Consider the following 14894-nt stretch of genomic DNA (forward strand, 5'->3'; position numbering starts at 1 on the left):
GGTCCGCTTCGGGCTCCCACTATCCCCGAATCGCTAAAGCTGTAACCATCACAACTACTTTCTCCATCATTGTCCGATATTTATATCTGTTTATCATAAACAAATTGCGTGCAATTGTCAAACCTGACGGCAGAAAGCCGTCTATTCCATCGCCCGTTCCCTTTGAAGCGGAGACCAGCCATCAGCGCCAGCCAAAATCTGAGTTAGAGAATAATCAGCTGCCTGATCGGCTGTAAGCTGCTGCGACCAGCTAATTCGCTTGTCGCTGGAGCCGCCCGGCCCTGTACTTGCATATTCCCCATAATGAACGGTAGGGTGGGCTTCAGGCTTGTTCCAATCATCCCATCCGGCAGGAGCAATATGCTCGCCCATCCAGCAGCGGATAAAAATCGTTTTGGCATGATTGCGCCATGGCCTGCCTAAATATACGCTTCCTGCTGGAGCATCGCCTATCAAGCGGCATTCATTGAATACATATCCGTGAGGCGCATGCTCTGGGGTAGATGCAGCAGCAATCCATCCGTTAATGGCATCCGGCTCAGCAGCGCCGCGATTTTTGGCAAAAATATCGCAGTAGTTGAACAGTACCGTAGCCGAGCCGAAAATAAAATCAACATCGCCTTCTATATAACAGTTCTCGTAAAATTGCCGGGACTGCTTTCTTGGAGCGCCTTCCCTTGGACCGCCAAAAAAACTGCGGTCAATAGGAACTTCCGGCAGCGGCCCCGTAAATAGCGTATCCTGATGGCCAATTAAACGGCAATTGCGGAAGCTGGCGCGATCGCCATCAGCATAAAGCGCCAGCGCTTGGCCCACCTTTTCCCCAGGACCTGCCGTATTGATAAACGTCATATTTTCTCCTATAAAATCATCCGCTCCAACGAACACGGTATACGAATAAAACGTATGATAGAGCTCGCCGTCCGGAAATGCTTTTGTGGCATGGTCGTCAAAGCTGATGATCGTCTCCTTGGCACTTTCTCCTATTAAGCTGATCATTGGCTTTTCGATATGAAGCTTCTCATAATAAAACCCATTGCGAATATAAATGATGACCCGCTCCTCATTCGTTGCTGGAACGGTATCAACAGCTGCTTGAATGGATGTAAAATCGCCGCTTCCGTCAGCGGCTACTACAATAGAGACAACCTTGTTTTCTTCTGCTTTCATTCTAGCCGCTACACCTCCAACGGAAAAGCATGATGCCTGCTCTCGTCCGTCTCCTGAAAAATCGCTTCCGCTGTCCGCAGCGCCCAGGCAAGCTTCTTTGTCTGTTGCATCGCAAAGTCCTCCTTCAATCTAAATTCGCTCCTTGCAAATCGCTACCGAATTCCGCAAATACAGCTTCGGCTGGATGACAACCGGATATTTAGCATCTTCACCCCGTATCAGCGCAACGATCAGCTCAGCCGCCTGAACAGCCAGCTCGCCGAGCGGCGGGCCGATCGTCGTCAATGCGACCTCGGCATACTGCATATCCGGCAAATCATCGTAACCGATTAACGAGATATCCTGCGGCACTTGGAAGCCCGCCTCAATGAAAGCACGCAGCGCCCCACGTGTAACCAAGTTGTTGAGGCCAATGAAGGCCGTTGGCGAGTTGCTCGTGAATTTATAGTTGCGTACGGCAAAATAACCGTCTTCCCAAGAGGAATAAGCCGGAAGCACGCTGCCTTCGCAAAATTCCAATCCCGTCCGCTGCAGCGCCTCCTTATATCCTTCAATTTTAATGTTCTGGGAATTGCCGATAAAGCCAATGCGCTCATGTCCATGCGCTTTCAAGTGCTCGACCGCTTTGAAGATGCCTTCTTTGCGGTCGATTTTAATATAAGGCGAATTGGGGTTCTCATCCGCACCGAGTACGAAGCATGGCATCGGCATCGAGGAGACGAGCTTCCAGAACGCCTCCCGATCATCCAGCATATACTCCCAGAAAATGCAGCCATCCACTCGAAGCTGGCTGAAGATGTCTACCCCATCGCCCGCTATGACCAAAATCATTTGATAACCGCGGCTTTTCAGCTCGCTATGCAAATTTTTCGATATGTTGGAAAAGAGCGGGTTGCTGAGTTCATCCAGAACAAAGCCAATAATATTGCTTTTGCCCGAAGAAAGCTGCTGCGCCATAATATTTTTTCGGTATTGATATTTTTCCGCGATTTCCAGCACTTTCTGTCTTGTAGCCGGTTTAATTAGCGGATCATTGTTCAATGCCTTGGAAACTGTGCTGTAGCTTACTCCTGCAAGCTTGGCGATGTCCTTAATTGTAACCATTTCTGAGCCCACGCCTTTCCCATTAACCGCTTGCGGTTCCTCGTACCCCATGCCCTATGCTTTATGCTTTATGCTATAGAAACTAGGATTTCGAGGCAGCCAAGTATCGGTCATACTGAGCCTGCCTGCCCGCAATGATTTGTTCAATATTCATATTTTTTAAGTTTGCAATATAAGCATCGAATTGATCAAGACTTTCTTTTCCTGTAATGAATTTCAAATTCATCTCATCTACATACGTTTGGATGTCCGGCATCGACATGTTTTCGACGCTTGCTTCCTCTGGCAGCGCATATACATTAGGGAATGGAGGACGGATATATTGCTCAAGCTCCTTATCCCGCTTCTCATGCCATGGCGCTACGATTGCATCCGCAGAATCCGTCGATTGCGCGCTAGGCAGGTTGACTGGGCCAATACCATATTTTTGAATGAAGTCATTGTCCTTGCCCTTCTCGGTGAACTGCTTCTTGCCGTCCTTCTCTTCGTACGTTACACCTTCAATGCCCCAAGTGTAGTAGGTTTGCGCTTCTTCCCCAATAGCATAGTCTAGAAACTTGAAGGCCAGCTCAGGGTTTTTAGCATTTTTGGAAATACCGAAAATTCGGCTTACCGGCGTGCGGCCCACGTAGAACTGGTCGCCATGCGGCCCTTTCAGCGGCAAAATGCCTTGGATAAGCGGCTCCTCCGGGTTGTAGTCCGCGAACAGCGGGCTGTACACCATCGACGTATACCAGCTGAAGTTGAACGTCGCGCCTGTTATATTTTGCGAAAATCTCGAGGTCACTTGATCCGCTGTTGTACTGGCGAAATCTACGCCCAGCAAACCGTCGTTATACAAGCCATTCAGGTAAGCCAAATACTCCTTGTAGACCGGCTCATAGTAACCATAATGGACTTTGCCGCTGTCATCTGCGTAAAAGTTGCTCGACAAATCCATGCCGAACACCGGGCCAAAAGCCATCGGTATAAATTTAGGGTCCATCGACATTGGTATTTCATCCTGCTTGCCGTTGCCGTTCGGGTCGTCCGTTTTGAATTTTTTCAGCATTTCCGTAAATTCGTCGAGTGTGGTCGGCTCTTGAAGGCCTAGCTTTTTGAGCCATCTTTCATTCACCATAAACTCCGGCATGTAATTTTTCGTCAGCGTCTGCTGGGGAATATAATACATTTTACCATCTGGAGTCGTCAGACTGGCTTTAATATCGGGCGATTTTTCATAAAGTTTTTTCAAATTGACGCCATATTTCTCATACAGCTCATCAAGCGGTATAAACAGTCCGCTATTTAAATATTTCATCGTCTGATCCGTATCCGGCAAATAAACGATATCAGGCAAATCCATGCCCGCCGCGAGGCGAGGCCCTACCGCATCCGGGTAGTTTTGCGGAGGCAGCAGCTCCCAATTCACTTTCACATTGGCATTTTTCTCAATTTGCTTGACGATTTCAGCCGATGCCAGATCCACATTCGTCGTCCAGGCATTCGTTCCGAGGAAGGTCAGCTCCTGATTAGGCTGGTCGGTAATCGGCCCCGAGCCGTTGTAGGCTGGCCCCGTTTCCGCTGCTGCGCTTGCTGCTGGTGCAGCATTTCCATCTGTAGCTGCCGGTGCTCCACTGTTGCTGCATCCTGCTACTGCCGTTGCCAAAATGATAACCGATAATGCTTTTTTTGCCCCTTTTAACTGTTGTGCCATTGAACGTTCCCTCCCATAATAAAAGCCAAGTTTACAAGCGGTGTTAGCCTTTCACTGCGCCCAGCGTAATGCCTTTAACGAAATAACGCTGGATAAAGGGATAAATCATAATAATGGGCAAAATGCTGACGACGATGGATACATATCTGACCTGCAGTGAAGAGACGGCAAGCGCTCCAGTCGACGTGGCCCCGCCCATACGCTGCATAATTTCCGGAGATGCCATAATGAGCACCCTTCGCAGAAAAATTTGCAGCGGCTGCAGCTCCTGATTGCCTAAATAAAGCAGTGCCGAGAAAAAATTGTTCCAGTGAAACACCGCGTAATACAAGGTGAGCACTGCAAGCGTCGGCTTGACGATCGGCACGGCGAGCCGGAACAGCATCGTAATATCATTCGCTCCATCGATGGAGGCGCTCTCGAAAATTTCCTTCGGAATGCCTTCAAACGCCGAGCGGCAAATCATGACGTTAAACGTAATGACCAGCACTGGTACCACCATGACCCATCTCGTGTTATAGAGGCCAAGTGTCGTCAGCAGCATGTAAAGCGGAATTAATCCGCCGGAAAAATACATCGTAAACGCAATGAAGAAATTCAGCTTGCGTCTAAGGAAAAAATGCGCTCTGGACAAAGGGAAAGCGGCGAGGCAGGTGGCGACAATGTTCAGCGTCGTTCCGACAACGGTGTACCATACCGTATTGTAAAAGGAAACCCACAGCTCCTTGTACTGAAGCACCATTTTATACCCCGAAATCGTGAAATCGACTGGATATAAAAACACCTGCTGCTTGTCAATCGCGCTGACGGAGCTGAACGACACGCTGACGACATAAAGGAAAGGATATAAGGTTACGAGAATAGCCACACAAGTGATGAAATACACCAGGCTATAATAAATCAGATCTGTCTTAGATTTTTTCATGCCAGACTCCTTTTCCAGCGACTTGTTAAGGCGCGCTCTGTTACCATAGCGACATGTTCGTTGCCCGACGCGTCAATTGGTTCGCCGCAAACACGAGAATAAAAGTGATGATGGAATTAAATACGCCAATGGCTGTCGCAAAGCTGTAGTTTTGTCCGATGATGCCCATCCGGTACACATAGGTGGAAAGCACATCTCCTGTTTCATAAGTTGCTGCGTTATAGAGCAGGTAAACTTTCTCGAAACCTACGCTCATAATGCCGCCAAGCGACAGCAGCAGCAAAATAATAATCGTAGGCTTAATGCTTGGAAGCGTTAAATGCCATAACTCCTGAAATTTATTGACCCCATCGATTTTTCCTGAATCATACATTTCCGGATCAATGCTCATGATAGCTGCAATGTAGATAATTGAGCTGAAGCCGAAGCTTTGCCAAATGTCTGAGCTGGTGAAGATCGTGCGGAACCATCCCGGCTCCATCATGAAATTAATCGGTTCAAGTCCTATCTTCTCTAGCAAAATGTTGACGATGCCATCCGTCGGCGACAGGAAGTTGATCAGCATGCCGGCAATGACAACGGTTGAAATAAAATGCGGCAAATACGTAATCGTTTGGGCGAAGCGCTTGAATGCCCTATTTTTAATTTCCACTACGCAAATGGCGAATAAAATCGGAATTGGAAAGCCGAACAGCAGCGGCAGAAAAGCGAGCAAAAAGGTGTTGCGGAGCAGCCTCCAAAAGTAAATCGAGTCATAAAATTGGATGAACCATTTTAACCCGACCCAATCCCCACTGAAGATGCCCTTTCCCGGCGTAAAGTTTTTGAAAGCCATAATGACGCCCGGCATTGGAAAATACATAATGACCAAATAATAAATAAAAATAGGGGAAAACATGAGTAGTAAATATTTGTCCCGTTTGACTAGCCTAATCAGAGTCGCAGTGCGGCTATTCAATGAAATCCACTCCCTTCAGATTTAAATTTACAACGTTTGAAAAATTGAATATGACGCTGACTCCAATCAACGATCAACAGGCCATTTTACTACTCATCATCCCCCTTCATTTAAATTTACAACGTTGTAATTAATGAATAAATGTATGCGTTTTCATTACGTTTTTATCATTCTAGCAGTTTATTTTCGTTTTGGCAATGAAAACGATTTATAATTTTTTTATAGCCATGCCAGCACTCGGTTTCAGCATTTGATTTGATTCGTCTGATTAATGGGGCCCGGCACCCGCTTGCACGATATTCGGCACATCCAGCACAGCATCAAGCGAATAGCTGTAAGGGAACGGCAGCGATGATGGGAATGCAGCTCCAGTGGCCGATGTTCCGGTCGTCTGATTGTAATAGTTGTTGCGCTCATAGAACGTGTAAGCGTCTGACGAGCTGTCTAGACCAACCTGATTGCTTTGATTCGTTTTGTAAAAATAATTGCGTTCGGAATAAATGACGCTGCCGCTGCCCATTTGGTTTGCATTGTATTGCTGCTGCGAAAAACCTGCTGAATTGTTGCCGCTCGGCGTTGTGCTGTTATCAAAATAGTTGTTGTACAGGTGTACAAAACCTCTCATCAGCGGACGGCCTTTCATGTTCGGGCCAAACCAGTTGTGATGCATCGTGACATGCAGCTTGCCGCCGCCATAGGTGTAAGAATCGCTGGCATTCGAGCCAATAATGAGCGCCAGACGCTCGGAGGCGAGATCCTGATTAACGCCTACCCAATTCCATAGCGGGTTCGGATTCATATTCACCCAGCTGTCAGTGAAGTAGAAATGATTGTAGGAGAGGGTTACATTATCCGACTTTTGCGAGACGAGCAGCAAATCGTCGCTGATGTTGTAGAAGGTGCAATGGTCAACGAGTGCATTTGTTACCCGGCGGAAGGATACGCCCAAATAGTTGGTGCCGCTGCCGCCTGGCTGCGTCGCTGCGCCCGAAAGATTTTGCAAATCCTTAATGTTGCCGTAGAAGGTAATGTTCTTAATGACGATATTTTCGATATTCGTACCTGTCGCAAGCAGCTCGCCGCTGAACTTGAGCTGAATATTTTGCAAAACCGCTTGTCCGCCCGCTGCCCCTTCAATCGTGACATTGTTCCAGCTGGTGCTGGCGAATGTCAGCGTCGTTAATTGCGAGCCGCCATAAATGTTGCCTTTAACAATAATGTGGTGCTTCCCGTTGTTAAAAGCCGCTTGCAGCTCTGCCAAGTTGGTAACCGTGACCGCAGCTGCCGTAGAGCCGTCTGTCGTTCCGTATCCGCCTGTTGAAGCCGCCTCTGCCCGAGATATACCGAAATCGGATACGGGCGCTGATACTAAACAAGCACTAACCATTAACGTACTCAGTAAAAGCATAGACCATTTTTTCAAACGCATTTTCTTACCTCCTCTTAGGTTTTGGTGAAGCAGGTGAAGCAGTGCTGCTTAACAATGGGAACCTCCTTTCTATCTTGCAAGCCAGAAACTGAATAGTAAGCGCTTACAAGATGGAATTGATTATACATCTATTTGTAAATTTTGGATAGTATTTTCTTTTTTGCGTACCCGGAAAAATAAAGCTTACACCCGTTGCAAAGCTGCTGAAGGCTTTAGCATCCTCCCACACTACAAGTGCAGCTGCCTCCATTTTTACAATGAAAAAGGAGCAGACCCAAGGCCTACTCCCTTCCCTCTGCTCACTATCCCTGCTATAACTTATTTCCCCTTCGCCAATTTTCCTGCCTGCATCCGTTCCCGCTCGATCAGCTCTTTCATCGAGGCATTGCCCATCAACAGGACACAAGCTAGCGCCAGCACAGCCGGCACAATCGACCACATAAACGTTGTGGAAATCGAATGCGACAGCGCACTAATAATTTTATCCATCACTTCTGCCGGAATTGACTCCCTTTTTTCAGGGGTCAGAATTTGCCGGACATTTTCAGTAGGGAGCGCCGCTCCGCCACCACCGCCTGCAAAAGCGTCGGACATCCCATTCGTGAAGCTATTGCGCTGAATAATCCCAAATACGGTAATGCCGACCGTCATCCCGAAGGAACGAATAAACGACATTGTCGCATTAGCAGACCCGCGCTGCCTCATATCGAAGCTGTGGATGGTAGACATCCCGAGCACCGAGAAAGAGAAGCCGATGCCAAAGCCCGTAATGCACATAAAGAAGGCCAGCGTCCATTTGGTCGTTTCGGGGCTGATCGTCGAGAGCAGCATAATGCCTGCAATAAAAATAATGGCGGACAGCACCATAACGTTGCGATAAGGCATTTTATTAGCGAGAAAACCGCCCATTTGTGCTGCGAATACTGAGCCTAACGTCATGGGCAGCAGCATCAGTCCAGAGCTAGTAGCCGTACCTCCGTACACCCCTTGCACAAAAATCGGAATGTACAATGCGGCCGTAATAAAGGCTGCGCCATAAAATAAGGCTGCTCCCGTACTTGCGCCATACAATCGCACACGGAACATTTTGAAGGAAATAATCGGTTCAGCCGCCTTGCGTTCAACAAATATGAAAATAATAAACAAAATGGCGAAGATCGCGAACAGCCCTAAAATTTGGGCAGAATCCCAAGCGTATTCATTGCCGCCAAGCTCAAGAGCGAACATTAAGCTGACAATCGAGCCTACCAGTGTTGCGGCCCCCCACCAATCAATTTTCTGCTTGGAATGCTCCATCGATTCCTTGTAAAACAATAAAATAAACAACATAGCTACAATTCCGAATGGAATATTAATATAAAAAATCCAGCGCCAGTTAATATAATCGGTAAAATATGCACCAACGAGCGGGCCGAACAAGCTTGACGTACCGAATACGGCTCCAAACAAGCCGCCCATTTTACCGCGCTTTTCAGCGGGAAATACGTCGAAAACAATCGTGAAGGCAATCGGCATCATGGCGCCGCCACCGATACCTTGAATAGCCCGGTAAATACTAAGCTGTGTGATCGACTCTGCGGTTCCGCATAAAACCGATCCCAGCAAAAACAAGAAAATGCCTAATACAAAAAAACGTTTCCTTCCGTACATGTCGGACAGCTTGCCGAAAATCGGCATTCCCGCCATCTCTGTTACCAAATAAGCGGAAGTGACCCATACAAATTTGTCCATACCGCCTAGATCGCTTACAATCGTTGCCATAGCCGTTGATACAATCGTATTATCGATCGATGCAACGAAGATAGCTAGCAGCAATCCCGCTACGACGAAGCCAAGTCTACTTTGAGCCGCAGACATGAAAAATTCCCCCTTGTAATGATGTGAAATGCTTGAAAAGCTCTAGTTGTGGTGTATTGCCGTGCGCTGCTCAGCTTTGTTATTATAAACAATCCCGTCCTGGAGTCCTATTGGACGAGAGAACGAATAAACGCTCGGTCCAGGGACCGAACGCCATTTTTTATAAGCTATATTTATCAAGCTGATCCAGAAAACCGCGCGACTTCAGCGGAATGCCAATATGCAGATCCATCAGCATACGCATTACCTTCTTAAGCTCTTGCTTCGTTTCTGGCTTGACTTGAATAGAACCAAGCCTGCGCAAATCCATTCGGACAAACAATCGCAGCAGCTTATACGCTGCTTCAGACAATACGATGCCTTGGGGGTCTTTGTGACCGCATCGGCGGCATAATACACCGCCTGCGGCTGCACTAATTCGGAAGGGAGTCTCCTCACCGCCGCATTCCACACAATGATCCAGTACAGGCGCATACCCTGACATATCCAGCACTCTCATCTCATAAAGATGAGACACAATCTGCGGGTCCTTCCCCTCCACCAAGCCGCTTAAATAAGCCTTCAGCTGCTCGAACAGAAAAGAACTGGTATCCTCCTCCTGCATTGCCCTATCCGTTAATTCTGCCGCATAGGAAGCGTAAGCAGTCAGCTCCAGCTGTTCGCGGAGTAGATGGTTGGACGCTAAAATTTCACCATGATTCAGCGTACCAAGTCCGCTAGTGCGAAAAAAAGTAAATTCCGCGTATGTAAAGGGCTGCGCGAGAGAAGCGTGCCTGCTCCGAGCCTTCTTCGCGCCGCGTATCAATATCCCTACCTTGCCATTCGTATTCGTCAGCACATTGATTATTTTATTATTTTCCCCATAATCCATGCTGCGAATAACGATGCCTTCCAAACGATACAGCATAATGAAACTCCCCCGTGACCGGCTTAAGACAGTCAGAAGGCTGCGCGCCCACTGAACTAAGGAGAAGCTTCTTCTAGCTCGGATGCCCATTCCTGGTCATCACCGAGCATTGAGTTAGGATGATCCGCTTCTCCAAGCTGATCCATTTCCTTGTAGAGCATATAAGACTCCACATCACCGGTCAATGTAAAATACTTCCACGAAAAATTCCGCAATCGTATCAACCCTTTCCGCCTCGGAAATGCTGCTCCAGACGGTATTAGATTGCGTTGATCGCATGAATGTTATCCTTAGCAATTTACGTCAAATTAGAAGCGGCCTTTAGTCGTTTCTAAAGCCTAAGTCTTTAAGCACTCTTTCCTGGTTGCGCCAGTCCTTCTTGACCTTGACCCAAAGCTCAAGGAACGTACGGGAGCCCAGAAGCGCTTCAATATCACGGCGTGCCAGCTTGCCAACTTCCTTGAGCAAGGCACCCTTCTTGCCAATAATAATACCCTTCTGGGAGTCGCGCTCGACATAGATGACACAGCCAATGTAGACAACGCCATTTTCCTGCACCTTCATGTCCTCAATCGCAACCGCAATGGAATGCGGAATTTCCTCACGCGTCATATGCAAAATTTTCTCGCGCACCAGCTCCGTTACAACGAACTGCTCGGGATGATCCGTAATTTGATCGGCAGGGTAATATTGCGGTCCTTCAGGCAAATAACGGATTAGCTGATCCATAAGGGTTTCCACGTTATTTCCTTGAAGTGCAGAAATTGGAATAATTTCCGCAAAATCATATAAATCTTTATATTGCGTAATAATCGGCAGCAGCTGCTCTGGATCGATTTTGTCGATTTTGTTCAGCACGAGAAAAATCGGCGTCTTGACCTTTTTAAGCTGCTCGATAATAAAACGGTCGCCGCCGCCAATGCCATCGGCTACATCAACAAGAAACAGGGCAGCTTCGACTTCTTGAAGCGCGCTTTGCGCGGTTTTCATCATGTAGTCGCCAAGCTTGGACTGCGGCTTGTGAATGCCCGGCGTGTCCAAAAATACAATTTGTGTATTGTCTTTCGTATATACGCCATGAATTTTGTTGCGTGTCGTTTGGGGCTTGTCCGACATAATGGCAATTTTTTGCCCGATCAGGTGATTCATCAGCGTGGACTTGCCCACATTAGGTCGGCCGATGATGGCTACAAAGCCGGAACGAAATTTGCCGTTTGTACGGTTGTCAGTTGTAGGTGTACTCATTAGGCTTCAGCTTGCCCCTTTTTCAATACCATTGGTGTAAATGCTCCAGGCAGCAAGTCAGAGACGGTCGAAATCGACCAGTTGCCCCGCAGATTGCCCATAATAACTGGCGTATCCGGGTAAAGCAGCTCAACGAGCACCTGGCGGCAAATTCCGCATGGCGTAATAGGTTCTTCCGTATTTCCAATAACCGCAATCGCTTGAAATTGTCCTGGCTTTTTGCCATCGGCAATCGCCCGGAACATAGCAGTGCGCTCCGCGCAGTTGCCCGGACCATAAGCAGCATTTTCGACATTGCAGCCATAGTGGACATGCCCGTCGTTGTCTAGCAGGGCAGCGCCGACATTAAACTTGGAATAAGGCGTATAGGCCCGCATCATCGCCTCTCCTGCCTGATTAAGCAAAGCTGCATAATTTTCTTGCAAACCTTCGTAAGTAACTGTCATTTATTGTTGACTCCTTTAAAATTACTGGCGTCCCGCCGTTATGGCTTGCCATAATGGCGGGCCAAGAATAATAAAACCAATGAAGACGGCAAAGCATGCTGCCAGCAATACAGCACCAGCAGCAACATCTTTTGCCGTCTTAGCGAGCGCATGGCGCTCCGGACTTGCAAGATCTACAACTTTTTCCACCGCTGTATTGACCATTTCTGCTACGATAACGATCGCCATCGTGAGCAGCAGCAGTGCCCATTCCATACGTGTAAGCGATAGAAAAGCGCCAAGCAGAACGACCGCAGCAGCGACCAGCACATGAATGCGCATATGGCGTTCATTTTGCACGCCAAATACGATGCCCGCCCACGCAAATCCTAAACTGCGTATAAACTTTTTCATTAACGCGACAAGCCTGCCTTCGAAAGCACTGCTTCCTGCTTGCTCGTCATCACTGCCTCATCGCTTTCCGTCTCGTGATCATAACCGATTAAATGCAGAAAACCATGAACAAACAGGAAGCCGATCTCCCGCTCAAGCGAATGGCCGTACTCCTCGCTTTGCTCAACCGCTTTCTCTACGGATATAACAATATCGCCCAGCATGCCCGAAATAGGATCAACCTCATCTTCGCTTTCCACTTCAAAAATAATGTCCAGCTCATCCGTTCCATCATCCTGCATCGCAAATGATAAAACATCAGTAGGACGATCAATGTTGCGGTAGTCGCGATTCAACTGATGAATTTGCTCATTATCGGTAAAAGTCAGCGTTACTTCGCCCGTTGTCATGCCTTCCGCTTCGCCAGCCAATTGAAGCAATTGCTCCAACCGGGTGATCCAAGCTTCGGGAATGTCTACCTTATCCTGCTCATTGCTATAATCCAGCTGCAAACTCATGCTAAACGCTCCTTTGACTTAACATCCTCAGGGTACTCAATTCGGGAGTGAAAAATCCCGATTACGCTTTCCTTGAGCGACTGTGCGATCTTATCCAGCTCCTTGAGCGTCAAATCGCATTCGTTGTATTGATTGTCATCCAGCCTGCTTTTGATGATTTTGTTGATCATCGCTTCTACCTGCTCAACCGTAGGGCTGCGCAGGCTGCGGACAGCTGCTTCCACGCAATCGGCAATGCCGACCACAGCGGCTTCCTTCGACTGGGCTTTCGGGCCAGGATAGCGGAAATCATCCTCCGTAAAGGAAGGCTCCTCCCCCTGCTCCTCAGCCTGCTTAAGCGCCTTGTAATAAAAGAATTTCAGCGACGTCGTGCCATGATGCTGCTCGGCAATATCACGAATAGGCTTCGGTATATTATGCGCCTTAAGCATATCCACGCCGTCCCGCGCATGGGCGCAAATAATCGACCGGCTAAGCTTTGGATCAATCGAGTCATGCGGATTTTCCATATTCGTCTGATTTTCAATAAAATAATTCGGCCGCTTCGTCTTCCCAATGTCATGGTAGAACGAGCCTACACGGCAAAGCAGCCCGTCCGCCCCGATGGACTCAGCCGCAGCTTCCGACAAATTGCCGACCATGACGCTGTGATGGTACGTTCCCGGCGTCTCGGTAAGCAGCTTGCGCAGCAGCGGATGGTTCGGGTTAGACAGCTCGACAAGCTTGAGCGCCGACAAAATGCCAAAGGTCACTTCAAAAAACGGCATAAGGCCAATCACCAGCACAGCTGTCAGCAGGCCGCTTGCAAAAGCAAAGCAAAGCGAATACACAAGCGGCCCTTGATCCAGACGCTCCGTCAGCAGCATGAGCGCAAGAACGGAAAACGTGCCGAACAGGCTGACCATAATGCCTGCCTTTAAAATCGTCGATCGCTGGCTTGCTCGATGTATCGAGAAAATAGCCGCGACGGAAACGACGATAATAACAAAGCCGTATTGGAAATCAAAAATTTGATTTTGCCCCGTGCCCGAATTCAGCACAATGCTGCCGATAATCGCAAACAAAATCGAGCTGATTAATGCCAAATGCATATCCAGCAGCAGCGTAATCAGCATCGTCCCGAGCGCCGCTGGAGCAAGGAAGCCGACATACGGGATTTCATCTGTCTGGATTAATGAAATAATGATCATCACCACGATGTTGATCAAATAGATGAGCCACAGCATTAAAATTTGCGCATTATTATATTTCGGCTTCAGGCCGGAAATGCCGCCTGACTGATGCAAATAGCTGTACATCGCCGTGATGAACAAAACGGACAAAATCAACAGGCCAAGCTGCGGCCAATAATTGCGTTTATCCTGCAGCAATGCCGAATCCTTCAGCAGCTCATACATTTCTGGCGTGATGACTTGCCCGCGCTTGACGAGAACGTCGCCTTCCTTGATAACGACCTGAGGCGTGTTTTTCTTCGCCTGGATTTTCGCTTCATCCGTCGCTTCCTTATCAAGAAAGCGGTTCGGCATAATGGAGAAACGCGCCAGCTCCTGCACAATTTCACGGCTAGTCCGGTCGGAGAGGGAGCTTGCGTTCACCAGCTCCGCCACACGGGTACGCGCAGCATCCGCACTGCGGAGCTGCTCGCTCATTAGCTTGCGTACAATCTCCTGCGCAACCTGGCGCATTTCCGTAATTGACTCTACCGACATGCGCGGCATTTTATAAAATGTTTCCTCAGAAATCGCGTATTCCTGCTCTTTAATAACGACCGCCATCTCATCGAGCAGCGTATCGCTATAAGTGCCATTGCCTTTATTTACCTTGACGTAATTATCGACAAAATCGGGATACCTGCCGGGAATTTCATTGCGGTAAATATCGATTTTATTTTGCGTCGTAACCTGATCATCCTGATTCAACTGCTCCATGCGCGAAAAAATCTCGCCCAGCAGCAGCTCGCTGCGCAGCGCGACGTTCGAATAGATCGCATCTACGCGGTTCGCCGCTTCCTCCTGCGCCTGCAGCGTCGCCTTGCTGTCCGGTATTTGATGGGGAGCGACGATATCCTTCTCGCTGGCTACGCCCTCTTGAATATCATACGTTTCCGGAACGAGATGCGGAGAGAGACTGAAATAAAACAGCAACACAAATAATAACATGAGCACGAAGCGGACAGCTACGCTCTGTTTCCACCCCGCAGCCTTGGAGCTCTGCAGGTTCCCCTGTTTACCGGAATGATTCTGGTTCTGGTTCATGGAGCGGACATT

At 48.2% G+C, this 14894-nt stretch carries 14 protein-coding genes; all 14 read right to left on the reverse strand.

The genetic code is table 11. From position 1 onward, the window contains the following. Positions 1–141: 141 nt before the first annotated feature. The 14 genes from ASF12_RS02920 to ASF12_RS02980 all read right to left on the reverse strand — a co-directional run bounded on the left by ASF12_RS02920 (position 142) and on the right by ASF12_RS02980 (position 14882). Entirely contained in the window at positions 142–1170 is a 1029-nt protein-coding gene (locus tag ASF12_RS02920; RefSeq protein WP_155972740.1) for a pectinesterase family protein, read from the reverse strand. 129 nt (positions 1171–1299) lie between these two features. After that, positions 1300–2274 (reverse strand): LacI family DNA-binding transcriptional regulator, encoded by a 975-nt coding sequence (locus ASF12_RS02925; RefSeq protein WP_063892494.1) that lies wholly within the window; start codon positions 2272–2274, stop codon positions 1300–1302. Positions 2275–2356: 82 nt separating this feature from the next. Continuing rightward, positions 2357–3970, reverse strand: a complete 1614-nt coding sequence (locus ASF12_RS02930; RefSeq protein WP_056029297.1) for an extracellular solute-binding protein — start codon at positions 3968–3970, stop codon at positions 2357–2359. 43 nt (positions 3971–4013) lie between these two features. Continuing rightward, entirely contained in the window at positions 4014–4895 is an 882-nt protein-coding gene (locus ASF12_RS02935) for a carbohydrate ABC transporter permease (RefSeq protein ID WP_056029300.1), read from the reverse strand. A 40-nt stretch (positions 4896–4935) separates the two neighbouring features. Beyond that, positions 4936–5793: an ABC transporter permease gene (locus ASF12_RS02940; protein ID WP_442952511.1), complete on the reverse strand. Its 858-nt coding sequence runs from the start codon at positions 5791–5793 to the stop codon at positions 4936–4938. Between the two features lie 328 nt (positions 5794–6121). Further along, positions 6122–7282 carry a pectate lyase family protein gene (locus tag ASF12_RS02945; RefSeq protein ID WP_200931581.1) on the reverse strand — a complete coding sequence of 387 codons (1161 nt, stop codon included), beginning with the start codon at positions 7280–7282 and terminating at the stop codon, positions 6122–6124. Between the two features lie 318 nt (positions 7283–7600). Beyond that, entirely contained in the window at positions 7601–9139 is a 1539-nt protein-coding gene (locus ASF12_RS02950; RefSeq protein ID WP_056029306.1) for an MDR family MFS transporter, read from the reverse strand. Between the two features lie 160 nt (positions 9140–9299). Beyond that, positions 9300–10046 (reverse strand): DNA repair protein RecO, encoded by a 747-nt coding sequence (recO, locus tag ASF12_RS02955; protein ID WP_056029308.1) that lies wholly within the window; start codon positions 10044–10046, stop codon positions 9300–9302. Between the two features lie 56 nt (positions 10047–10102). Next, entirely contained in the window at positions 10103–10261 is a 159-nt protein-coding gene (locus ASF12_RS33435) for a YqzL family protein (protein ID WP_081418577.1), read from the reverse strand. A gap of 106 nt (positions 10262–10367) precedes the next feature. After that, complete coding sequence (gene era, locus ASF12_RS02960; RefSeq protein ID WP_056029311.1) at positions 10368–11291, reverse strand: GTPase Era; 924 nt, start codon at positions 11289–11291, stop codon at positions 10368–10370. Further along, on the reverse strand, positions 11291–11737 hold the full coding sequence (gene cdd, locus ASF12_RS02965) for a cytidine deaminase (RefSeq protein ID WP_056029315.1): 447 nt from the start codon (positions 11735–11737) through the stop codon (positions 11291–11293). Before cdd ends, era begins: the two co-directional genes overlap by 1 nt. 21 nt (positions 11738–11758) lie before the next feature. Continuing rightward, the gene (locus ASF12_RS02970; RefSeq protein ID WP_056029318.1) at positions 11759–12130 is read right to left on the reverse strand and encodes a diacylglycerol kinase; all 372 of its coding nucleotides are present in this window, start codon (positions 12128–12130) and stop codon (positions 11759–11761) included. Then, the gene (gene ybeY / locus ASF12_RS02975; RefSeq protein ID WP_056029321.1) at positions 12130–12627 is read right to left on the reverse strand and encodes an rRNA maturation RNase YbeY; all 498 of its coding nucleotides are present in this window, start codon (positions 12625–12627) and stop codon (positions 12130–12132) included. Before ybeY ends, ASF12_RS02970 begins: the two co-directional genes overlap by 1 nt. Further along, the gene (locus ASF12_RS02980; protein ID WP_056029324.1) at positions 12624–14882 is read right to left on the reverse strand and encodes an HD family phosphohydrolase; all 2259 of its coding nucleotides are present in this window, start codon (positions 14880–14882) and stop codon (positions 12624–12626) included. Before ASF12_RS02980 ends, ybeY begins: the two co-directional genes overlap by 4 nt. Positions 14883–14894: the final 12 nt, after the last annotated feature.

It is taken from the genome of Paenibacillus sp. Leaf72, from assembly GCF_001422685.1.
Classification (GTDB): Bacteria; Bacillota; Bacilli; order Paenibacillales; family Paenibacillaceae; genus Pristimantibacillus.